We start from the raw sequence: 22,581 nt of genomic DNA on the forward strand, positions 1-22,581 counted from the left end.
CCCCGGCTGATGAAAATTCTGTTTCTCGACCAAAGCGGCAAACCAGGCGGCGCAGAGCTTTGCCTGCTAGATATCGCTGCACCCTACCGGGAAACCTGCCGAGTGGCCCTGTTTGCCGACGGTTCGTTCAAAACTCTGCTGGAGCAGCGCCAGATCCCGGTGCAAGTGCTGATGCAGAACGGGCTGCAAGTTCGCAAAGAAAGTGGACTGCGGCAAGGCTTAACGAGTTTGGGACGGCTTGCGCCGCTGATTGGTCGTGTGGCAAAGCTGGCGCGAGATTATGACCTGATTTACGCCAATACGCAAAAAGCGCTGGTGGTGGGGGCGATCGCCAGCTTTCTGGCCCGCCGCCCGCTGGTCTATCACCTGCACGATATCCTCTCGCTCGACCACTTCAGCCGCACCAACCAACGCATCGCCGTGGCGCTGGCCAATCGCGCCGCGCTGGTGATTGCCAATTCCCAAGCCAGTCGGCAGGCGCTCATCGACGCAGGTGGAAAGGGCGATCGCACGGTTGTGATCTACAACGGCTTCCAGCCCGCGGCCTATCGCCAGCCCCGCCAGGATCGAGCCACGCTGCGACGAGCCTGGGGGCTAGAAAATTCCTTTGTGGTGGGGCATTTCAGCCGTCTGTCGCCCTGGAAGGGACAGCATGTGCTGGTCGAGGCGCTGGCAGCGTGCCCGCCGCAGGTTGCCGCCATACTGGTGGGTGAGGCTCTGTTTGGCGAAGAAGAGTACGCGAAACAATTGCGGCGGCAGGTCGAGGCGCTGGGGCTGGGCGATCGCGTCCTGTTCTTGGGCTTCCAGTCCGACGTGACCTCGCTGATGCACGCCTGCGACCTGATTGCCCATACCTCTACCGCCCCGGAACCCTTCGGGCGCGTTGTGGTGGAAGGAATGCTCTGTGGTCGCCCGGTCGTTGCCGCCGACGCAGGCGGCGTGAGGGAATTGATTGATCCAGAAAAAACAGGCTGGCTCACGTCGCCGGGTGATGCCGTCGCGCTGGCCGCTGCGATTCAGCAGTGTTTCCAGCAGCCAGAGGTAGGAGAGGCGAGGGCGATCGCCGCCCAATCTTTCGCCAGCTACCGCTTTCACATTGACCACGTAAATGCCGAGATTCGCGCCCAGTTGCAGCGCATACTGGCAGGAATGGAGTGACGGAACACTGCCGTAGAACCCCAACGCCGCATGTCACGGTGAAGACGGTTGTATGATAGGAGGAACACATTTTTGGCAAATGACCAGGGCGCACTATGGCCCCTGGTACTGCTAGAATCCTTGCTCATCTTGCATTCTGGGTAGATAGTGCGGCTTTGCTAAATCTGCTAAAGCAACTCCAAGACATCATTCGCCGCTGGTGGTCGGAATTTACGCTCCAGACCAAGCTGATGGCGATCGGCACGCTAATGGTGTCGCTGCTGATGAGCGGGCTGACCTTTTGGGCAGTGAACTCAATTCAGCAGGATGCGCGGCTCAACGACACACGCTTTGGCAGCGACCTGGGCTTGTTGCTGTCGGCCAACGTTGCGCCGCTGGTGGGCGAAAACAACCTAACGGAACTGGCTCGTTTCTCCCAGCGCTTCTACAGCAGCACCTCCAGTGTCCGCTACATGCTCTACGCCGATGCCGATGGCGAAATTTTCTTCGGCATCCCCTATTCCCAGTCCGAGGTGCAAAACTCGCTCACCATCCGTCGCCGGATGCAGCTTCCCGAAAACTTCAATCCGGCGCTGGAATATCCGATGGTGCGCCAGCACCTCACGCCCGATGGAGAAGTGACGGATGTCTTTGTGCCGCTGAACTACAACGGCAAGTATCTGGGCGTTTTAGCCATCGGCACAAATCCAAACCCCACTGTGGTCACGTCCTCTCACCTGACGCGAGACGTGACAATCGCCGTTTTCGTGTCCATCTGGGTGATGGTGATCTTGGGGGCGGTGTTTAACGCGCTGCAAATCACCAAGCCGATCAAGGAACTGCTGGTGGGCGTGAAAAACATTGCCGCCGGGAATTTTAAGCAGCGTATCGACCTGCCCTTTGGCGGAGAGCTGGGCGAACTGATTCTGAACTTCAACGAAATGGCGGAGCGGCTGGAGCGCTACGAAGAGCAAAACATCGAAGAACTGACTGCTGAAAAGGCCAAGCTGGAAACGCTGGTGTCTACGATTGCCGATGGAGCCGTGCTGCTCGATTCCGATATGGACGTAATCCTGGTGAACCCCACGGCACGTCGTCTGTTTGGCTGGGAAAATACGCCGGATCTGCTGGGACAGCCCGTGCTAAACCTCCTGCCAGAGCCAGTCAAAGCAGCCCTCAGCCAGCCGCTTCAAGAGATTACGCAGGAAGGGCTATCGTCAGACATGCTGCGCGATCGCGCTGAATCAGAGTTCACCATCGCCGTGCCAGAACCCGTCAACCGGACGCTGCGGGTGCTGCTGAATACGGTGCTAGACCAGTCCCGCGAAAATGTGAAAGGCATCGCCATCACGGTGCAGGACATCACCCGCGAGGTGGAGCTAAACGAAGCCAAAAGCCAGTTCATCAGCAACGTATCGCACGAACTGCGAACCCCGCTGTTTAACATCAAGTCGTTCATCGAAACGCTGCATGAGTATGGCGAAGACCTAAGCAACGACGAGAAGCGGGAATTCCTGGAAACGGCAAACCGGGAAACCGATCGCCTGACGCGCCTGGTCAACGACGTGCTGGATCTGTCGCGTCTGGAGTCCAACAAGCGCTATCACTTCGAGGCGATCGACCTGACGCAGCCCATCGAGCAGACCCTCCGCACCCACCAGCTCAACGCCCGCGACAAGGCAATCGAACTGGTGCAGGATGTGGAGCTACACCTGCCGACGGTGCTGGGCAACTATGACCTGCTGCTGCAAGTGTTGAATAACCTGCTGGGGAACGCCCTGAAATTCACCCAGGCAGGCGGGCGCATTGCAATTCGTGCCTACGCAATGGGCTGCGAACCGGAGCATCCCCACTTGGCGACCTGCGTGCGCGTGGAGGTTTCGGATACGGGCATTGGCATCGACGCTGAAGATCAGGCCTGCATCTTCGACCGCTTCTTCCGGGTGGAGAACCGGGTTCACACGCTGGAGGGCACAGGGCTGGGGCTGTCCATTGTGCGGAATATCATCGAAAAGCACCATAGCCGCGTGCATCTGGTGAGCGAAGTCGGCGTGGGGACAACCTTCTGGTTCGATCTGCCCGTGTTCCAGAAGGACACGCCGCTGCTGGATGGGGCGCTGAACAACGGCAAGACCACCGATTCCCCTGCCCCCCCGTCGCTAGAACCGCAGGTCGCGAAATAATTCAGGGTTAGAGAAATTCAGGCTCAGAGAAACAGAAAAGATTTGGCACTCAATCCGACTGTGCGTGCCGCTGAAGCTTTTGCTAAAAATTCAGATTCCTATTCAGATTCCTAAGTGCTTGCTGCTCGGATAGCCGCGATGATTTGCAGGTTCGCTTTGGGAAAGGGAAACTGGTCTAGCTCTGCCGCCGTGACCCAGCGCACCTCGTCGCACTCGATGGGCTGGGGGTCGCCGCTGAGGTGGCGACAGTGATAGACATTCAGCGTGACGCGGAAGTGGGTATAGGCGTGGTCGATGACAATCAGGCGATCGCCCACTTCAATTTCAATCCCCAACTCTTCCCAAATTTCGCGGCGGATACAGTCTTGCACCGTTTCGCCCGGCTCGATCTTGCCGCCTGGAAATTCCCATAGCCCGCCCAGCAGTCCTTCGGGCTTGCGCCGATCGATCAGGATGTGTCCCTGCTCGTTCCAGATGACGGCCACGCCGATTTGCTTGTGGGGCAGCGGGGCGCGAGTTTCGGCAATGGGCAATTCGTTCTGCATGTTTCGCTGATGGGCAAGACAGTGGGGTTGCCAGGGACAGAGCAAGCAAGCAGGGTTACGCGGCGTACAGCAGGTCGCGCCCAGATCCATCAATGCTTGGTTAAAATCTCGTGGACGCTGCGGATCGAGGAGCGCTTCCGACGCTTGCCAGAGTGCAGCCAGAGCGCGATTGGGCGGCACTGCTACTGCCAGCAATCGCGCCAGCACTCGCTTCACATTACCATCCAAAATGGGTACGGGTTGGTTAAATGCGGCACTGAGGATGCCCCCAGCGGTGGTGCGCCCGATGCCGGGGAGGGTAAGCGCTGTGGACAGATCGGCAGGAAACTGGCCGCCATGTTGCTCAACAATCACCTGAGCAGCGCGATGCAGATTGCGGGCACGGGCATAGTATCCCAGCCCTTCCCAGGCTTTGAGGACTTGGGTTTGGTCGGCGGCGGCCAGTGCAGTCACGGTAGGAAACTGCGCCAGCCAGCGCTCGTAGTAGGGAATCACCGTTTTCACCTGGGTTTGCTGGAGCATGATTTCCGAAACCCAGATGGCGTAGGGGTCGCGGCTGCGTCGCCAGGGCAGGTCGCGACCTTGGGCCCCATACCAGCACAGGAGCGATCGCCGCAATTCCGCAATATCCCAACAGGCCGCTGCCCCTTCCGCCGCCGCTGCCCCTTCATCTGCCGCTGCCCCTTCATCTGCCGCTGCAAAGTGAAAGCTCGACCGACCCACCGGATCGACCGAGCTAGAACCCAGAAAACAGGAGTTAAAATCCGAACCTTGACTCACAGACGCACCTAACCAACTTCGGGCACATCCTGGAGCGATCGCTCAAACGCCATGCGCTGCTCAGCGTTGCGGAGAAAGTAGCCGCTCATCATCGCCGAAGCCAGCAGGCGACCCAGATTCTCGCGGCTGGTCGTAATCGACACGTCAAAATGCTCAGAGGGCAAGCCACCCAGCAGTCCGATAATGTTGCGTTCCATGACCTGAAACACTTCCTGCGAGCCAGGCTTGGAGAGCTGAGCGACCGTCTCAGGACTCATGGATTGGACATACTGCCAGAGCAAATTTCCCGATTCTGCACCATCGCCAAACAGCTCTGAGATTTTGTTAGACGCATTGTTCACAGCAGTAACCTCGCTCAGACAGTGGTTATTGATTAATACTGTAACAATCCTGCCGGGGCAGGGGGAGGTGGGTGAACCGAACCGCCAGGTGTCAATTTTGCGAATTTGCCCCCGCCATCCTACTCCCTTCTCTTCAGGCGGGCACAACGGCAATGCACTCAATCTCTACGCGCACGTCCTTGGGCAGCCGCGCTACCTGCACACAGGCCCTTGCTGGGGCCGTTGCTTCATCAAAAACGCGGGTATACACACCGTTCATAGCCACAAAGTCATTCATGTCGGCCAAGAAAACCGTGGTCTTGACCACATCGGCAAAGGTTGCGCCCGCAGCTTTCAAAATTGCTTCCAGATTGGCCAGCACTTGCTCTGTTTGGGTGGCGACATCTTCGCCCACGATCGCCCCTGTTTCGGGATGCAGCGGGATCTGCCCCGCCACAAACACCAATCGTCCCTGAGCGGCGATCGCCTGACTGTAGGGCCCCACCGGAGCCGGAGCCGCCTCCGTCCGAATCACTTCCCGCATACCATATCCTCCTCACCTTAGATTTATCCAAAGCGCTATCCCAACTTTGGCCGCAGCCCATGCTCCCGAAAATAGCGATAATCCCGCAAGATCCGGTCATGGTCAAAGCACAAATTGCTGGGCAAATCCCAAATCTCAAACACGCCCAGATTTTTAGCATCGTCGCCCGCAAAGGGGTCACCCTTGGCCGTTGCCAAAAACACAACACTGAGGGTGTGCAACCGGGGGTCTCGCTGCGGGTCGGAATAAACCTGAAACTGCTCCGTTAGCTTGACTTGTAGCCCAGTTTCCTCAGCGGCCTCGCGCTCGGCAGCATCCTCCACCGACTCGCCATAGTCCACAAACCCCCCCGGCAGGGCCCAGCCAAAGGGAGGGTTTAGCCGCTCGATTAGCACAATGGGTCGGTAGGGCCGATCCATGAGTTCAATGATGATATCTACGGTGGGAACGGGATTCCTGTAGCTCACAGGTCTATGTTTTTGAGGGACGTATAGACAGCACCAGACTTGCTAAGCAGCATAGACCCTTTTGGCGCGTCCGAATACCCTGGCAGAATTTAACGTGGGCAAGATTTATTGCTTTGAACCCCGATGATGTTTTCAGCAAGCAATGGTCATCCCTAGCGGTGGCTCTGGAGCAGTTGCTTGACGGTCTTCAGCAGTTCTGGCGGGTGAAAGGGCTTGGTGATATAAGCATCTGCGCCCTGCTTCATGCCCCAATAGCGGTCAAATTCTTCGCTTTTTGTCGAGCAGATGAGGACGGGAATTTTTTGAGCAGCGGGGTCGTTCTTGATCCAGCGACAAAGTTCGTAGCCGTTCATCTCCGGCATGATCAGGTCAGTGATGACCAGATCCGGGGCGTTGGATTGGATCATCGCCTTGGCCTCGATGCCGTTGGTTGCCTCCATGACTTGGAGTCCGTTACCCTGAAGCAGTTCCAAAAGCATTTGCCGCAGGGTTTGGCTGTCGTCCACAATCAACACGGTTCTCATGGTTTGTCTTGACTCCGGCTTGCTGGATGGGGGCTGGACAAATCGCAAATCCCTTCAGGAGTATTCCCATTCTCGCCTAGAGAAGGCAGACCTGACGCACGGCTTGGGCGATCGCCCAAGAATATTGCTCTACATTGCTCCACGTTGCTCCACATTGCTCTACACAATCCTTCCAGAATCTCGTCACAATCTCCAGAGTCCCTTCATAAAGAGTCTCAATCGATGGCATGATAAAGAACTAGGATTGCCTGACATACCTTAACAATTCATCTCATTTAAGGCTGTGGCTGGAAAACCCTGTGGTGGGGCGAGAAGAGTTGGGTCAGGTTGCCGGATGCTGTGTTGAGCTGCCGATATCTGAGTTCAATTTAATTTGCAGGTATCTGAGCCATTTTTGGCAGCTTCACCAGGTTGCAGTTCTGTCCTGTCCGGGGTTCATGCTTAGACATCGCGGACTGAGCCACCACACCGGGTCAGGATAGAGTTGGGTCTGTAGCTGCCTCAATTTATTATTGATGTTCTTGGATGGAAGGAGAACGATTTCTGTGCTTAAGAGATACGTCTGGCTAGTTGTGGGGATAGCCCTTTTTATCTTCCAGGTTGTCGGTGGGGCTGCGATCGCCGCTGAACTCGACGCTGCGACGCGCACGGTGCCTCTCAATGCGGCAGGAGACACGATCACGCTCACGCAAAAGCAGGTTGCGGACGGCAAGCGCCTGTTTAACTACGCCTGTGGTCAGTGTCACGTCGGCGGCATCACCAAAACCGACCCTAACGTAGGGCTAGATCCCGAAACTCTGGCGCTAGCAACGCCCCCGCGCACCAACATCGAAGCCCTGGTGGACTACATGAACAATCCCACCACCTATGACGGACAGACCGAAATTTCGGAACTGCATCCCAGCACCAAGAGTACCGACATCTTCCCTAAGATGCGGAACCTGACGCAGGACGACCTGAAGGTGATTGCGGGTCACATCCTGATTCAGCCCAAGGTGGTGGGCGCTAAGTGGGGCGGTGGTAAGATTTACTACTAAATCACAGCGAATGCCAGTGTTCACACGGCGAATGTCGGCACGGTGAATTTCGGCACGGTGAATGTCGGCACGGTGAGTGCCTACACGTCGAGTGCCTGCATTTGTACATAGGGAGTGCGGCCCATCGATGGAGGTTCATACGGCAGGGTGGCATTTGGTTGTGCCCCATGTGCTTGCAGCCTGTGTGCTTGCAGCCGATGCGAACGACCGTGAGACGCGCATTCTTTTTGAGCGGCGGGTTTTGGCAGCGTTTAGAGCAGTCAATGCCCGCTTTTCTATTAGAAAATGCCATTAGAAAAACTGCCTGCCCATTCTCTTGCTGCTATCGTCTGCCGCTGTCCTGGATCGATTGGATGCGCGATGGCAAAACGCAGTGATAAAACGCGATAGCAAAAAACGCAATAGCAAAATATGTAGTCAAGCGATCGTTATTTTCGGACGGGGCAGCCAGTATAGTCAGGCTTGTCCTGGTCAGGCCTGTCATGGTTTTGTGTCATGGTTTTACAGATGGCCCCGGCTGCGCGATCGCCCTTCGCTAGATGAATGGTTTGGGTTCCAAGCGACACCGCCAGCGGGTGGCCCAGGTTGCCATAGTTCTTGGCGCTTGGCTCTTGGGCGGATGGCTATTGTATGGCAGCGCCTTTGCACCAGACGAGAGCCAGGGGTCTGGACTATTGCTAGAGCGGCAATCCCAGATGGCTCCGGCGCTAATTACCCCCCAGGTTGCAGCAGAGCGTGCAGAAGAACGTGCAGGAGAGCATGCAACTGGGTGTGCAGCAGAGATTGCGATGGGTTCCAGATCAGCGATGGGTTCCAGATCAATAGAGACAGCCGATGCTTTTTGGAAGGAAGCGGGCGATCGCTGGCAGCAGGTGTTTCGGGTCTGGCAGCCGCCGAAGTTTCCAAAGGCAGGTCGCTCTGTAACGCCAAGTAAAACAACGCCAAGTAAAACAACGCCAAGTAAAACAACGCCAAGTAAACAAGGCGATCGCCTCATGCTAGCGGACTTAGCGCGTCCCGTAGCTGTTCCTGCGGCGACACTCCCCAGCCCAAACTTGCCTGCCTCTGGATCAGCCCCTTCGACCCCAGAAACCCAGGGGCGATCGCCCGACTCCCGTTCAGCTTTTCCCCAAACGCCAGAACCGCCAGAGCATCAGATCAGGGTGCTACAGAGACATCAACGCGCGGTGTGGAGCGTGGTGTTCAGCCCGGATGGTCAGCACCTCGCCACGGCTGGAGCCGACGGCACGGCTCGCCTGTGGGACGATGCAGGTCATGAGCTAGCCCAACTGGTGGGCCATAAACGTGCGGTGTGGAACGTGGTGTTTAGCCCGGATGGTCAGCGCCTCGCCACGGCCGGAGCCGACGGCACCGCCCGCCTGTGGGCCCTGAATGGCGACGAACTGACGGTAATTTCAGCGGGCGATCGCGCGGTGTGGGATGTCGCCTTTAGCCCCAACGGCCAGCGCCTCGCCACCGCCAGCCCCGACGGCACAGCCCGCCTGTGGGATTTGGAGGGGCGGGAGTTGGTCGTGTTTCGGGGACACAACCGCGCCGTTTGGAGTGTTGCCTTTAGCCCCGACGGCCAGCGCCTCGCCACCGCCGGAGCCGATGGTACAGCCAGGCTGTGGACTTTAACGGGTCGCCAGCTTGCAGTATTTCGCGGGCACGATCGCGCCGTGTGGAGTGTTGCCTTTAGCCCCGACGGCCAGCGCCTCGCCACGGCCGGAGGCGACGGCACGGCTCGATTGTGGAGCCTGACTGGGCGATCGCTCGCCATCTTTGGGGACAATCGACGCGCCGTGTGGGACGTTGCCTTTAGCCCAGATCAGGCGCATCTTGCCACCGCCAGCACCGATGGCACGGTTCGTCTCTGGAATCGACATGGTGGACTGGTGGAAACCTTTGAGGGACATCGCCGTGCAGTTTGGAGCGTTAGCTTTCGTCCCGATGGCAAATGGCTAGCCTCCGCAGGGGCAGACGGCACCGCTCGGATTTGGGAACTGCCCGCGTTACTCAGCGCAGATCCTTCCTAAGTAGGCAGACATTAGCAAATATAAAACCCAAAGACCCTGCGCCGCCCGCGCAGCGGGCGGCGCAGGGTTCAGGATCTGTTTTTTAATCTGGTCTATCTACCTACCTGCTACCTGATGTAGACGTTCCTTCGGTGGCAATCGTCCTACCGTGTTCCAAAATGCTTGAACCTCCCTCTAACCTAAGACAGATATGCCTCCTTCACCCAACGACCTTCTGGACTTCTGGTTTGGTGCGCCCGACGAAACAGACCGAAGCTACGAGCAGCGTCGCAAGCTGTGGTTTACCAAAAACCCAAAAACAGACGAACAGATGCGCGATCGCTTCTTGCCGCTCTATGAGCAGGCCGCCAGGGGCGAACTGGACGAGTGGCAGGGGGAACCGCGTTTCTGTCTGGCGCTGGTGCTGCTGCTAGATCAGATTCCGCGCAATATCTTTCGCAACACGCCCAAAGCCTTTGCCACAGACGCAAAAGCACTGGAGGTGAGCCAGGGGGCGATCGCCCGTGGGCTGGATCAGGCAATGAATCCGCTGGAACGGCTGTTTCTCTACCTACCGCTGGAACATAGCGAAAACCTAGCGCACCAGCAGCAGTGTGTAGACTTGATGCAAAAACTAGCGGCGATCGCCCCCGAACTGCGCGACCCCTATGACTATGCCCTGCGCCACCGCGACGTAATCCAGCGATTCGGCCGCTTTCCCCATCGCAATCATATTCTGGGGCGACGCTCCACACCAGAAGAAGTCGAATTTCTCAAGCAGCCCGGTTCGTCATTCTAGCTAGACTATTGTCACTCTGGGTAGACTATGTTAGTTCTCGATTTTGGATTTGAAGGAAGAGCGAAGAAGGAAGAGCGAAGAGCGAAGAACGAAAAATCCAAAATCTAAAATCCAAAATCGGTGCAACGCTAGGAGACAACCCCCATGGCAACCTGGATCAAAGAAACCGACTCTGCCATTTACCTGATGGAAGGCGGCTACTACCTTGAGCGAATCTTCAAAAAGCCCCGCGCTAATGGCGAAAAGGAACTCAACATTCGCCCAATGCACGAGTGGTTTAAGCGAGCCGATGCGCCGGGGGGTATGGTGGTGGCGGTCGGCGTGCCGGGGCCAGAACCCCAGCCCAAGCCCGGAACCGGCCACGAAGGCGGCGGCTCCGGCGGAATGCCCAAACCCCAGGTGACGTTTATCCCGGCGCACCCGTCCAACTATCGCGCTCGCCGTGAAGGGTTCAAAATTAATACCATTGTGTTTCACAACACGGTGGCTCCGGTGCAGAGCGCCATCAACACGTTCCAAAGCTCGACCTCGCAGGTGTCGGCGCACTACATCATCGACCGCTCTGGCGAAATTATTCAGATGGTGCAGGACGACTACTGCGCCTTTCATGCGGGCAATAAGGATGTGAACGATCGCTCTATCGGTGTTGAACACGAGGCCACGCCCGCGCAGAAGGGCTTCACGCCTGCCCAGGAAAAGTCCAGCATCACGCTGATCCGGTTTTTGCTGGATGCCTATGGGATTCCCAAGGCCAATCTCGTCACCCACCGCAGCGTGCGGGCGACCCAGTGCCCCAGCCTGATCTTTGGGACAGACTCGGAGTTTCAGCAGTGGGTGATGCGGAATTTCTAGGGGCTGGCGCTGCTTCAGGCTCCAGGGTTCCCAAACATTGCGAGAAGCCCGCAGCGGTTTGCCCGGTAATCCAAACTTGCCAATCCAGAACTGCCAATCCAAAATCCAAAATCAGGAAAATCTTGGAGCGTCAACAGGCGGGCTTCGGCGGCTGCCAATCCAAAATCGCCAATCCAAAATCCAAAATCCGCCTCACTCTGTTTCCCCGTCCTCTGTAACACTTCCTATCAAACCTGTGCCCTGAGTTACGGCTTGCTGCCTTAATAAAAGGCTATATAGCAATCAAGTTGTCATCCGCCCGTCTCCAAAAACTTGCAGCGTTGCAAATGGGTTGACGGGCGGGTTGGTCATCTGCCGTAAGGGCTGGGAGAAATCGTGTTTAATTTACGAACGGTCTTATTTGCCTTTGTGCTGCTGGCGATATTGCTGCTGGCGGGGCGCTATTTGAAGCATAAAATTCGCTTTTTTCAACGGCTTTATTTGCCTGCGTCGATCATTGCAGGGGTGCTGGCGCTGCTGCTGGGGCCGCAGGTATTGGGGGCGATCGCCACGTCCATTGGTGGCGAAGAGTCGCTGCTGGCGGGCGGTCTGTTTTCCGAAAATGTCCGCACCGTCTGGTCGCAGGCTCCCGGTGTGTTTATCAACATCGTCTTTGCCGCGCTATTTCTCGGTGAGACGATTCCGCCGCCACGCGACATTTGGCGCAAAGCCGCGCCTCAGGTGGTGTTTGGGCAGACCCTCGCTTGGGGACAATATGTCGTCGGCATTTTGGCCACGCTGCTGATTTTGGGGCCGGTGTTTGGGGCAAACCCGATCGCCTCCTGCTTGATCGAAATCGCCTTTGAGGGCGGCCACGGCACGGCGGGCGGTATGGCAGAAACGCTGAACAATCTGGGATATGCCGATGGCGCAGATCTGGCGATTGGTCTGGCGACGGTGGGCATTGTGTCGGGTATTGTGCTAGGCACGGCGCTGGCCGACTGGGGGCGGCGCAAGGGCTATGTCGCTTCGATTAACCGAAACGCCATCGAGCCAGAGGAAATTCCCGACCTGAACGTGGTGGCCGAAACGCCGGAACTGCGCCAGCAGCGGGCGCGGCTGCTGCGAAATCTGCTGGTCGATCCGCTGTCGATCAACTTTGGCATCGTCGGCATGGCGATCGCCCTTGGCTGGCTCTTGCTAGAGGCGCTGAAGTGGTTTGAGTCCGTCACTTGGGGACAGACGGGCTTTGTGGTGATGCCGTTTGTGCCGCTGTTTCCGCTGGCGCTGGTGGGCGGCATTATCACTCAGTCCATTCTGAATCGGCTGGGGCTGGGGGCGCTGGTCATTCGCCCGATGATTCAAAACATCGCGGGCGTGGCGCTGGATGTGGTCGTGATTGCGGCGATCGCCTCCATCTCGCTGCGGGTGATCGGCGGCAACTTGGGTGTGTTTCTGACGCTCAGCATCCTGGGCATTTTGTGGAACATACTCATCTTCCTGTGGCTGGCTCCGCGCCTGTTTTCGCAACATTGGTTTGAAAAGGGCATCGGCGACATGGGCCAGTCGATGGGCGTGACCGCAACGGGCATTTTGCTTCTGCGAATGGTAGACCCCGACAACAGCACCGGCGCATTTGAAAGCTTCGCCTACAAGCAGTTGTTCTTTGAACCCATCGTGGGCGGCGGCCTATTTACCGCTGCGGCTCCGGCCCTGGTGAATAGCTGGGGACTGGTTCCTGTGTTGCTGCTGACGGGTGGACTGCTGATTTTCTGGCTGGTGGTGGGCTATCTGCTGATGCGACAGGAACGGCGGCATTCCTCGGCAACGCCTGTGTAACCGGGGCAGCAGGAGCAGCAGGGTTGGGGGCCGCAACAGCCATGCAGAGGGATGCCTCTCCTTACCCCAGACTCCCCCGCTTCTGCTGCTCTCGCTCCATTGCGCGAAACAGGGCTTGAAAATTGCCCTCGCCAAAGCCGTCAGGGAGGCGCTGCTGCTGACCGGCCCAGTAGGCGCGGCGTTCGATCACTTCCAGGAAAAAAGTCGGCTGCGGAAAGATGGGCTGGGTAAACGCCTGGAGCAGCATGGCGTTGGGTTCATGGGCGGCCCAATCTACCAGGATTTGCTGCTGGGCGATCGCCCGCCAGGCCTCCTCCGACAGCGAAAAGCCCTCACGCTGCCGCAGCTGGGTATAATATTCCAGCGGCACATCGAGAAACTCGACCCCGCGCTGGCGCAACTGGGCGATCGCCCCCAGGGCATCCCGCGTCCGCAGCGCAACATGCTGAATCCCTGCGCCCCGGTTGATATCGAGAAATTCCTGAATTTGCGAGTTGGGCGAGGCGGGTTCATTGATCGGCAATTGCACCGTGCCGCCAGGATGCCCCAACACGCGACTGCACAGGCCCGAACGCTCGGTCTGAATAGTGAAGCCCTGCTGTCGCCGCAGCCCTAGCACCTGTTCATACCAGAGGGTAGCTGGTTCCAGGTTGCCCGCGGCCACATTCAGCACTGCATGGTCGATTTGTTCAAAAAAACCAGCGCAGTGGGGTGACATGGCTCCCGGCTCCCAAAAGTCCAGCGTTTCTAAATCGGGCAAGGTGGCCCAGATGGGGACTGCCGCCTGCCCCGACCAGTCCAGCAGCGTGTGACGCAAATCTTGCCATCCGGCGATCGCCCCCCAGCGCAGAGTGCCGTTGAGCAGGTCTTCTTCTGTGACGGGCTGCAAGACAGTTGCTCCAGCGGCGATCGCCTGGGTCATGACCGCCGCCACATTGCTCACCCCAAACGCCAAGTCCGCGACTCCGGGCGGGTGCTGATCGAGATAACGCGCCACTGGGCTACTGCGGGTTCGGGCTGAGGATACCGCTATCCACACCCCCCCACAGCGCACGATTTCTGTCCAGGTTTCGCGGCTGCGGGCCGTCGCCACAGGCAAAAAGCCCAACCGCTCGATCAACCACTCGCGCCATTCCCCCGCATGGCCTACATAGAAGTGAATATGCTGAATGTCCATCGTCAGCCTGCCTACCAAAATGCAACCCAAACACACCCACACCAAACGCCCTCAGCTTATCGCGTGTCTGTCTAAAATGCAGCGAGGGAGACTACCCCAAATACGGGGAAGCCTGAGAACGAGAGCATAAGGAAGCATGGGAGTCGCCGTCCCAAGTTAAAGATTTGTCAACTCTTTGATCGCCAATCGCTCTCCCTCTCTTGCGCTTGTCCTGCAAGACTCAGGTTGTTCGACAAGACAGGAGGGTAGTCTTGCATTTTCTCAAGGTCTGCTTTAGTGTCAAATGGAATCTAAAGATAAGATTTTTTTTGAAAAAATCTAAATGTCTTTTCCTGCAAGGTTTCTGTCGTTCTAGACGGAGATTGCAGGGCGAGAAGTGCAGGAGCAGTTATAGGAGTGGTTACAGGAGTACTGACAAGAGGAGCTACAAGAGGAGTTACAAATCGTTGTTGCCAGAGGACAGCAGTTCGTTAGACTATCATCTTGGCAAGCGCTGTCCGGTCTGAACACGGTTCAACAGTATCCAATTGCGAAACCTCAGATCGCAAAACCTCAGATTGCTGTCACCCGATTGTTGTTGTAATAAGGAACGGTTATGGAACCTGAAGTCAAAAACGAAATTAACACCCCTGACTTTATCAACGCCGAGGACACTGGAAAGCTGACTCCCTTCGGCACCGAGGAAAACACGGGCGAAGAGTGGCGTGAGTACGTGGACAAAGCAACAGAATTCGTTGCCGACCTGCCCAAATACCTATCTGAGTTTTTTGGGCAGTACAAAAGCCCCTTTGTCACCATTGGTCTGCTGCTGGCAGCGCTGATTGCGGTGCGGCTGGTGCTGGCGATTCTGCGGTCGGTCAACGATATTCCCCTGCTGGCTCCTACCTTTGAGCTGATTGGGCTGGGCTACACGGCGTGGTTTGTCTATCGCTATTTGCTGCGGGCCTCAAATCGGAAGGAACTGGTCAACGATTTCAACGAGCTAAAGTCGCAAGTGCTGGGGCATCGCAATAACCCGCCGCTCTAGGGCTTGGCCAGGGCTTGAGTTGTCTTGAAGCGTTATCTCATTGCGGGGTTGCCCTAGAAACTGGGTAATCTAGAGATGGAAGTGTCTGTATAGCAGCGCTTGCTTAATGGAAAGGGCACTACAAGGGTTCTAAGAGGGCACTATAAAGAGCGCTAGAAGGGCGCTAGAGGGCACCGAAAGGGAACGAAGAGATTAACAGAGGGCAACTCAACTCAGAGGGCAACTCGATGGACAGCGTGGGAGTTGTTGCAATTGGGCGCAACGAGGGCGATCGCCTGCGGCAATGTCTCTCGTCGGTGGTGGGTCGGGCGGCGCAGGTGGTCTACGTCGATTCTGGCTCTACAGACGGGAGCGTGGAACTAGCGCGATCGCTCGGTGCGGAGGTGGTCGCGCTGGATCTGTCGATTCCCTTCACCGCCGCCCGCGCCCGCAATGCCGGATTTGCTCGACTGCTGGAACTGCTGCCCCATGCAGAGTTTGTGCAGTTTGTCGATGGCGACTGCGAAATTGTCTCCGGCTGGATAGAGCAGGCTACCCAAGCCCTGCACGACCATCCCGACTGGGCGGTGGTCTGCGGGCGGCGGCGGGAGCGCTTCCCGGATGCCACGCTGTACAACCGCCTCTGCGACATGGAGTGGAATACGCCCGTGGGCGAGGCCAAGGCCTGTGGCGGCGATGCGCTGATGCGGGTGGCGGCGGTGCAGCAGGTGGGCGGTTATAACCCCGCGCTGATCGCGGGCGAGGAGCCAGAACTCTGCGTGCGGCTGCGGCAGCAGGGCTGGAAAATCTTCCGGCTGGATACCGAGATGACCCTACACGATGCCAACATGACGCGCTTTGCTCAGTGGTGGAAGCGCACCAAGCGGGCCGGCCACGCCTACGCCGAAGGCTCTTGGTTGCACGGGGCCCCACCCGAAGGGCACTGGGTCAAGGAAACGCGGAGCATCTGGCTATGGGGATTGGGAATTCCCCTGGGGGCGATCGCCCTTGCACCGTTGACCAAGGGTCTCAGCCTGCTGCTGCTGCTAGGCTATCCGCTCATGACCTATCGCATCTACCGCTATTTCAAGCAGCAGGGCTACAAGGCCTCCGACGCGCTGCCTTATGCCGCATCCTGCGTATTGGGCAAGTTTCCAGGGCTGGTGGGCGTGCTGCAATTTCACACCAATCGCCTGCTGGGCCGCCGCAACGCGCTGATCGAATACAAGTAATGCTGCTGTCGTCTGTCCTAACCCTCGTCTCTACACCCCAATCCCTTGGGATTTACGCACTTGCGATTAAGTTTTCTGGGTTTTGGGCGATTTCTTGCGGAATACGCCCGTGAGAAATCCCCCAACTGCGTGTGTCTTATCCCTAAATCAAACCCGATTCCTGAAACGCTTGTTCCAGATCAGCCGCAACCCCCAATTGGGCAGACCAATGTTGCAAGTAGGCGATGTCAAGCTGATCCGTCTGGGTTTTCAAGATTCCTAGAATGTCTCGCCACTGCTTCTCTGACTGGCTAGATTGCCGCCATTGCAGCTTGCTCAAAATCAAATCTTCTGGAGACGCAAAGTAAAAGTCGCCCCGATTGGGAATCGACAGTCGCCGCCGCCGCCGAAACTTTTCCATATCAAACGCATCCGCGCCAGATAGCACCAGATCAGCCTGGAGGATGGTTTCCTGATGAATAATCTGCAACGTGCGCGTTTGTCTGGTTAGGACTTCTTCCACTCCTGGCACATAAAAACCTGCTGCTTCCAGCGCTGAAATCAGTTGTGTCAAATCTGCGGGATTCAAATCCGGGTTCAAATTCAACACTACGTCTAAGTCTTGAGTGGTTCTGGGTTCTCCGTAGGCGGTTGCGGCAACTCCGCCCGTGATGTAGTAATCCACACCTAGCGATTGAAAAATGGAATGCAACTGCACTGCCAGGGCTAGAGAGTCTTGAATCCAGTTCATGTCTTTCCCTGGTAAAGCGGGGCTTGGGCTGATGTTCGCCAATATGCCTTCGAGAACATCCGAACAGAACCGCCCTCCACACCAGGTTCGCAGCACTTTTTCGGCAAATGCCTCGGGAAGCAAAGATGGGAACCGCTGCTGGAGGCTGACCCAGGACAGCTCACGAGCACTCCGTTCCAGCGCGGCTGCCATTTCCAGGCGACTGGCCATAGACTGTTGGCGCAGCAGCCTGAACCGCAGCTGGTCTGCGGCTACGGTGGTATCGCTTGCCTGGGGTTGGTAATTAGAGGACTGCGCGGGCATCGGGGCTAGCCTGGGAGAGTGAGAAATTGGGCAGTTCGATTCGCTCTACGGTTCCTCTGGTATAACTACTTGTATTCTATTTCTTTGCCAATCTCCGTCAGATTCCTGCTTAATTTCCGTTCAAACGTCCTTTGGAAATTCTTGTAAGGAAATTCTTGTAAAAACTAGCCCTATGCGTCGTTCTATTTCCCTTTTTAGCGCTGTATTTCTGACTTGGGTGACTGGGCTATCGGGGGCGATTCCCGCAGGAATCGCTTCGCGAATCGCCCAAACCCCTCCACCCGACCCCAGCGGCTCCTGGCTGGACGACAATATGCCCAACTGGAACCAGCCCGGTGCTGCCATCCCTGCCGCGCCCCAGCCAGAGAGCGGTAGCAACCTGGAGTATTGTATGCAATCGTTTCGACAGGCAACGCTGCCTGAAGATGCGCTGGTGCAGGCTGCGGGCTGGACGCTGACCGGAGCCGCTCAGGTTTTCAACGACACAACCGTAATCACAGGCATGGCGAATACTGACGGCATGTGTCGCCCCCTCCGCTATCAGGTGTTTGTGTTTAACAAAGGTGCGTTTGTGGGCACGCTGTCGCCCATCCTGATGGACTCCCGAACCGATGGCAGCGTCTTTAGCGTGGATTTGTATGGTGCAGACGGACTGAGTGCCCAGTTTAATCGCTACGAATCCGGCGATCCGCTGTGCTGCGCCTCTAGAGAGAGCCGCGTGTTCTACGAAATTCAGACTGAAGGTGATACTGTAATTCTGGTTCCCAACTTGCCAGCAGCAACCTTTTCTAGCCCCGATGCCCAATAGCGGCGGGTTACAATTCTCAGGCTCAAGTGATGCCCTCTAGATCTGCTTCCGCCCTTAGAGTAGTGGAATAGATGCTGCTGACACGAGATTTTACAGAGTCTTGTGCAAACTTATGCGTCAGTTTTTTGCTTCTCGCGCCGTCCAAGCGGCTCTCCGGTTTGCACTGATAAGCCTGTTGAGTTGCGGGCTGGCGATCGCCGGAGAATTGACCCCGCCTCTATCCCCTGCCCTAGGGCAACTGCCTTCCCTGCCCACGCGGTTATCAAATCCGGCTTTTAGCCCACCTGATGGTGTCAGCCGCCACGGAGAATACGAGACTGCCCCCATTCGCTCTCCACTTGACAATAAATGGTTATTTGAAGTCACGTCTCCTACGATTTTTAACCGGGAAGATGTGCCGCAGAATCGCCTGCCCGTGGAAGTGCGAGCGCAGGAGGTAAACGCACGACTGTGGCGCGTGCTGAGTCGAGCCGCCAACGCCAAAGAAACCCCCAAGGTGACGATTGCCATTCTTAACAATCGCCCGGTTTTGCAAATCAGCGATGACCAAACCACACGCCCCATTCGCTTAGTCACCGTTACTGAGCCCGACTCCGATTGGAATAGCAAACCGCTGGATGAGCTGGCAAAAGAATGGCAGGACATTCTGCAAAACGAGATGGTTCGCTTTAAGCAGCTCACCTCAAAAGACATTATTTTGCAGCGCCTTCGGCATGCATTTCAGCTTTTGGTGGGGCTGCTTTTGGCAAGTGGCATCATCTGGTTTTTGCAGCGACTTTTGACTCGTCGCCAGCGGACGCTAGAAGCCCGCTATGAGGAACAACTCGCGGCGATCGCCAGTGCAGAAAAAACGCATCAGCGTAACGCGCCAATAATCACAAATGTCTCGTCCGATTTGCCAGAAGGAGAAGAATCAGAAGCACGAGAAATTGCAGAACTGCGATCGCATTTTTTAGAAGCTTTGCAGGCTCAGTTCGGGTGCATCCCAGTCTTACAAGACTCAGGATGAGAATTGACCATTGAGATAAGCGCAGCGATGGCGAAGGACTTGTGGAACGTTGTCTTCCTTCCACTGAGCGCCTGAAATTTTCACCCGCCTACCAATTTGCTTGATAGTCGACTCCACGGCACCCGAGCCAATTGAAATCCCCTCAGCTTGGTAGTAGCTGTAGTTAACGATACGGAGCCGATGCTTAGCCAGATAGCCGATAAACTGGTCTACCCGCTCATGGGACCAGTCGTCGAATAGCCTAACCGCCCCATCCACATCCCCTTGCCACAAGCAGGCTTCGACGGCATCAAGACGCTGTTGAGACCCACCCACGTTACCCAAATTCTCCATCAGGTGGTACCAGTCCAAGATCTCAAGGCGCTCGCTGCGATGCCCGATCTGTGAAAACAGGTTCCAGATGCCGTCGTGACCATCCCCAAGACAAACGAGGGGATGCGCTAAGGGCTGCTGGTTGAGCCAGTTGACCAAGCTGTCGTTGTCTTTGTAGAAGGCGCTAATGCTGCACTGATGCAGGTTTACCCCCTTGTAATCGCGCCACTGGCAGGGCTGCCCCTGAGGAGTCCGCAGACGGACTTTGCCCCCGTCTAAGCTCATTTCCTTAACCCCGCTGTCCACCGCTGGTGGCTCTAGGTCTTGACGATGCACCAGCCGTTGCTGGGTACTCCCTGACACGCACACCCCGGTGAGCACAGCGATATCGTCGGCAGCTCGCGCATAGGCTTCGTTGGCACTCAGCAGCAAGCAGCACGTCTCAACCTGAGGACTCCACTGGGTGCGGGCCTTGACCTTAAGCCGCTGGCTCTGGCGCTGACTCAGACTTAAGCGTCCGACGATACTCTGGATGTGCCGCTTTCGCCCAGAGCTTGTGCCGCTGCTTGTGCAGATAAAAAATTTCCGATCTCAGGCCCCACATACTCCAGTAGGTGGTCACGAACGGCGACTTCGATCCCGGCCAATGTTTTGACTTGTTCAGGGTCTGTCTCGTCGTAAAGCAACTCCGCTAACGCCAGTGCATGGGCTTTGATTTGGGCTTCCTTGGTGGCATCCATCGCTTCAACTATCCTTAGAGCAACTGCTCTGAGCCTACGGCGTCTGCCCTTAATCTGCACTAAGCACTTCTACTCATTGCATAACTGGGATGCACCCCTCAGTTCAGCGTCAAACGACAGCTAGATGTTGACAAGTTTCTAAAGTGGGCGCTGTTTTGGATTTTCATTTTGATGTGGTATGTCGGCATTGCCAGAATTATATCAACTGTGCCGCTTTTGATGCGATGGAGCGTTTACGTTTGGGCAACCCCTCTTGCCCTACTGGCAATCTGGTTTGGCATTAGTTTACTCATTCGTATTAGCCGCAGCTTAATTGATCGATTTCTATTTTCCTGGAAAATCAATGGGCTTTTACCAATCGGTGAAACCCAGCGCATTGCCCTACGAACCAAGACAATTTCCGAAGCCCTGAAGGGGCTAATTACCTTCGTTTTAATCCTGACTGGAATTGTCTGGACTCTGAGCTTATTTAATATTCCAACAAGTTCCATTCTGGCAGGTGGCGCGGTTATTGGTTTAGCTATTTCCTTTGGTTCTCAAAGCCTGATCAAAGATTTGGTAAACGGCTGTCTTATTTTGATCGAAGATCAGTTTGCCGTTGGGGATGTGGTGAAAATTGGGGACAAAAGTGGACTGGTTGAACGGCTGAATTTGCGCGTTACTCAACTCCGTAACAGTGAGGGGCAGCTGATTACCATTCCCAATAGCAGCATCACCAATGTTTGTAATCTGACGCGCCTCTGGTCACGAGTCGATTTCTCAATTATCGTCGCCTATGAGAATGATCCAGTGAAGGTTCTGAAAGTGCTAAAACAGGTTTCGGAAGACCTCTATAATGAGCTTGGGTGGCGCGATCGCTTGATAGAATCTCCTGATGTTTTAGGCATTGATGAACTTGATCATACAGGGATGCTGGTGCGAGTGTGGATTAAGACACTTCCGCTAGAACAATGGAGCGTCGGCCGCGAATTTCGGCTGCGCGTTCGTCAAGCATTTGAAGCAAATCAGATTCAAATTGGCAAACCTCAATGGATTACCTACAGCGCCAGTTTGGAAAACCTCAATCTCAACGCTACTCCGGCAGTGAGTTCCCCGTGACCCCTCCTGCGCGAAGTCCAGACCTGAGCCAAGCAGAACGAGTAAAACAGGCCGCGCTAGAGTTGGGGTTTCACAAAGTCGGCATTGCCTCTGTCGCAACTGTCACAGCGGAATCGGCGGGGCTGAACCGCTGGCTGGCGCAGAGCTATCACGCGGATATGGCGTGGATGGCGAACCCCCGAAGACAGGACGTGCGGCAGATCCTGCCGGAGGTGCAGTCTGTAATCTGCGTGGCACTAAATTATTACGTGAATCAAATGCGGTCAACTGCGCCGGGAGTGGCCAAAATCTCGCGCTACGCCTGGGGGTGCGACTATCACCGCGTCTTGCACAAAAAGCTAAAGGCGCTGTGTCGCTGGCTGGAGGCCCAGGGCGACGGGATTCAGACGCGCTTTTATGCTGATACGGGTCCGATACAAGATAAAGTCTGGGCGGAGCGGGCCGGGCTGGGCTGGATTGCCAAAAACAGCAACCTGATTACCCGCGAGTATGGCTCCTGGGTGTTTTTGGGCGAAGTGCTGACGAATCTGCCACTGGCGGCCGATACGCCCCACACGCAGCACTGCGGCACCTGCACCCGCTGCATCGAGGCCTGTCCCACGGGCGCAATTGTGGAACCTTTTGTGGTCGATGCCAATCGCTGCATTGCCTACCACACCATCGAAAATCGCGCCGCAAAACTGCCCGACGACATTGCCGACAAGCTCGATGCCTGGGTGGCAGGCTGCGACATCTGCCAGGACGTGTGCCCCTGGAATCAGCGCTTCGCCCAGGAAACAGACGTAGCCGAGTTTCAGCCTTACCCGTGCCATGTCAACCCCGCGCTGGCGGAACTAGCCGAGATCTCGGACGAAGAATGGGGCGATCGCACGACGGCTTCGGCGCTGCGGCGAATCAAGCCGGAGATGATGCGGCGCAATGCGCGGGCGGCGAGTGGAGAGGGGCAGATGGAGGGAGGAGGCGAGGGGGAGAGGCGATGACAGGGGGACGGAGTGCTGAGGTATTGGCATCCCAACGAAACAGAACACGGCTCTCATCATTCTCCCCCTGCCTGATTTCCTGATCCCATCATCTCATTTAGGACTTACGAACTTGCGATTAAGTTTGCTGGGTTTTGGACGCTTTCTCACAGGCGCTGCCCGCGA

The 22,581-nt window shown here is 56.5% G+C and carries 21 protein-coding genes; 13 read left to right on the forward strand and 8 right to left on the reverse strand.

Going from position 1 to position 22,581, the window contains the following annotated elements:
- Positions 1 to 9: 9 nt before the first annotated feature.
- Entirely contained in the window at positions 10 to 1,158 is a 1,149-nt protein-coding gene (locus JTM80_RS11305; protein WP_172358009.1) for a glycosyltransferase, read from the forward strand.
- A 155-nt stretch (positions 1,159 to 1,313) separates the two neighbouring features.
- The gene (gene nblS / locus JTM80_RS11310; protein WP_172358008.1) at positions 1,314 to 3,320 is read left to right on the forward strand and encodes a two-component system sensor histidine kinase NblS; all 2,007 of its coding nucleotides are present in this window, start codon (positions 1,314 to 1,316) and stop codon (positions 3,318 to 3,320) included.
- A gap of 110 nt (positions 3,321 to 3,430) precedes the next feature.
- Here the strand turns inward: nblS and mutY are convergent, their stop codons facing one another.
- The 5 genes from mutY to JTM80_RS11335 all read right to left on the reverse strand — a co-directional run bounded on the left by mutY (position 3,431) and on the right by JTM80_RS11335 (position 6,500).
- A complete protein-coding gene (mutY, locus tag JTM80_RS11315) occupies positions 3,431 to 4,492 on the reverse strand; it encodes an A/G-specific adenine glycosylase (RefSeq protein WP_225906853.1) in 1,062 nt (353 codons plus the stop codon).
- 161 nt (positions 4,493 to 4,653) lie between these two features.
- Positions 4,654 to 4,986 (reverse strand): DUF760 domain-containing protein, encoded by a 333-nt coding sequence (locus tag JTM80_RS11320; protein WP_068515063.1) that lies wholly within the window; start codon positions 4,984 to 4,986, stop codon positions 4,654 to 4,656.
- Positions 4,987 to 5,119: 133 nt separating this feature from the next.
- Positions 5,120 to 5,509 (reverse strand): RidA family protein, encoded by a 390-nt coding sequence (locus JTM80_RS11325; protein ID WP_172358007.1) that lies wholly within the window; start codon positions 5,507 to 5,509, stop codon positions 5,120 to 5,122.
- Positions 5,510 to 5,544: 35 nt separating this feature from the next.
- Entirely contained in the window at positions 5,545 to 5,976 is a 432-nt protein-coding gene (locus JTM80_RS11330) for an NUDIX hydrolase (protein ID WP_172358006.1), read from the reverse strand.
- Between the two features lie 152 nt (positions 5,977 to 6,128).
- Positions 6,129 to 6,500 (reverse strand): PleD family two-component system response regulator, encoded by a 372-nt coding sequence (locus tag JTM80_RS11335; RefSeq protein ID WP_172358005.1) that lies wholly within the window; start codon positions 6,498 to 6,500, stop codon positions 6,129 to 6,131.
- Between the two features lie 545 nt (positions 6,501 to 7,045).
- On the opposite strand from JTM80_RS11335, the gene psbV reads away from it, so the two are divergent.
- From psbV to JTM80_RS11360, 5 genes are all read left to right on the forward strand, one after another.
- Positions 7,046 to 7,537: a photosystem II cytochrome c-550 gene (psbV, locus tag JTM80_RS11340; protein WP_068515074.1), complete on the forward strand. Its 492-nt coding sequence runs from the start codon at positions 7,046 to 7,048 to the stop codon at positions 7,535 to 7,537.
- 548 nt (positions 7,538 to 8,085) lie between these two features.
- Positions 8,086 to 9,573 (forward strand): WD40 repeat domain-containing protein, encoded by a 1,488-nt coding sequence (locus JTM80_RS11345; protein ID WP_205371203.1) that lies wholly within the window; start codon positions 8,086 to 8,088, stop codon positions 9,571 to 9,573.
- A gap of 190 nt (positions 9,574 to 9,763) precedes the next feature.
- Positions 9,764 to 10,351: a DUF924 family protein gene (locus JTM80_RS11350; RefSeq protein ID WP_172358003.1), complete on the forward strand. Its 588-nt coding sequence runs from the start codon at positions 9,764 to 9,766 to the stop codon at positions 10,349 to 10,351.
- Positions 10,352 to 10,495: 144 nt separating this feature from the next.
- Positions 10,496 to 11,203, forward strand: coding sequence for an N-acetylmuramoyl-L-alanine amidase (locus tag JTM80_RS11355; protein WP_172358002.1), 708 nt, complete (start codon positions 10,496 to 10,498; stop codon positions 11,201 to 11,203).
- Positions 11,204 to 11,578: 375 nt separating this feature from the next.
- A complete protein-coding gene (locus tag JTM80_RS11360) occupies positions 11,579 to 13,021 on the forward strand; it encodes a sodium/glutamate symporter (protein WP_205369430.1) in 1,443 nt (480 codons plus the stop codon).
- Positions 13,022 to 13,082: 61 nt separating this feature from the next.
- On the opposite strand, the gene hppD is transcribed toward JTM80_RS11360, so the two are convergent.
- A complete protein-coding gene (gene hppD / locus JTM80_RS11365) occupies positions 13,083 to 14,198 on the reverse strand; it encodes a 4-hydroxyphenylpyruvate dioxygenase (protein ID WP_205369431.1) in 1,116 nt (371 codons plus the stop codon).
- A 595-nt stretch (positions 14,199 to 14,793) separates the two neighbouring features.
- On the opposite strand from hppD, the gene JTM80_RS11370 reads away from it, so the two are divergent.
- Complete coding sequence (locus JTM80_RS11370) at positions 14,794 to 15,225, forward strand: CAAD domain-containing protein (RefSeq protein ID WP_172357999.1); 432 nt, start codon at positions 14,794 to 14,796, stop codon at positions 15,223 to 15,225.
- A 227-nt stretch (positions 15,226 to 15,452) separates the two neighbouring features.
- A complete protein-coding gene (locus tag JTM80_RS11375) occupies positions 15,453 to 16,436 on the forward strand; it encodes a glycosyltransferase (protein ID WP_172357998.1) in 984 nt (327 codons plus the stop codon).
- Between the two features lie 142 nt (positions 16,437 to 16,578).
- On the opposite strand, the gene JTM80_RS11380 is transcribed toward JTM80_RS11375, so the two are convergent.
- On the reverse strand, positions 16,579 to 17,376 hold the full coding sequence (locus JTM80_RS11380; protein ID WP_205369433.1) for a hypothetical protein: 798 nt from the start codon (positions 17,374 to 17,376) through the stop codon (positions 16,579 to 16,581).
- A 265-nt stretch (positions 17,377 to 17,641) separates the two neighbouring features.
- Between JTM80_RS11380 and JTM80_RS11385 the strand changes: the two genes are divergently transcribed.
- Together JTM80_RS11385 and JTM80_RS11390 are read left to right on the forward strand one after the other, a co-directional pair.
- A complete protein-coding gene (locus tag JTM80_RS11385; protein ID WP_172357996.1) occupies positions 17,642 to 18,277 on the forward strand; it encodes an LppP/LprE family lipoprotein in 636 nt (211 codons plus the stop codon).
- A gap of 112 nt (positions 18,278 to 18,389) precedes the next feature.
- The gene (locus tag JTM80_RS11390) at positions 18,390 to 19,286 is read left to right on the forward strand and encodes a hypothetical protein (RefSeq protein ID WP_205369435.1); all 897 of its coding nucleotides are present in this window, start codon (positions 18,390 to 18,392) and stop codon (positions 19,284 to 19,286) included.
- On the opposite strand, the gene JTM80_RS11395 is transcribed toward JTM80_RS11390, so the two are convergent.
- Positions 19,278 to 20,338, reverse strand: a protein-coding gene (locus tag JTM80_RS11395) for an ISKra4 family transposase (protein WP_172353248.1) whose coding sequence is annotated in 2 segments (ribosomal slippage) — positions 19,278 to 20,182 and positions 20,182 to 20,338 — 1,062 coding nt in all. Because the reading frame shifts where the segments join, the coding sequence is not laid out codon by codon here. The two genes, JTM80_RS11390 and JTM80_RS11395, sit on opposite strands and share 9 nt — an antisense overlap.
- A 171-nt stretch (positions 20,339 to 20,509) precedes the next feature.
- Between JTM80_RS11395 and JTM80_RS11400 the strand changes: the two genes are divergently transcribed.
- Together JTM80_RS11400 and queG are read left to right on the forward strand one after the other, a co-directional pair.
- On the forward strand, positions 20,510 to 21,436 hold the full coding sequence (locus JTM80_RS11400; RefSeq protein ID WP_205369437.1) for a mechanosensitive ion channel family protein: 927 nt from the start codon (positions 20,510 to 20,512) through the stop codon (positions 21,434 to 21,436).
- Positions 21,433 to 22,416: a tRNA epoxyqueuosine(34) reductase QueG gene (queG, locus tag JTM80_RS11405; protein WP_225906612.1), complete on the forward strand. Its 984-nt coding sequence runs from the start codon at positions 21,433 to 21,435 to the stop codon at positions 22,414 to 22,416. The genes JTM80_RS11400 and queG overlap by 4 nt, the downstream gene beginning before the upstream one ends.
- The last annotated feature ends 165 nt before the right edge of the window (positions 22,417 to 22,581 follow it).

The sequence above is a fragment of the Thermoleptolyngbya sp. PKUAC-SCTB121 genome (assembly GCF_016919485.1).
In the GTDB taxonomy this organism is placed as follows: domain Bacteria; phylum Cyanobacteriota; class Cyanobacteriia; order Elainellales; family Elainellaceae; genus Thermoleptolyngbya; species Thermoleptolyngbya sichuanensis.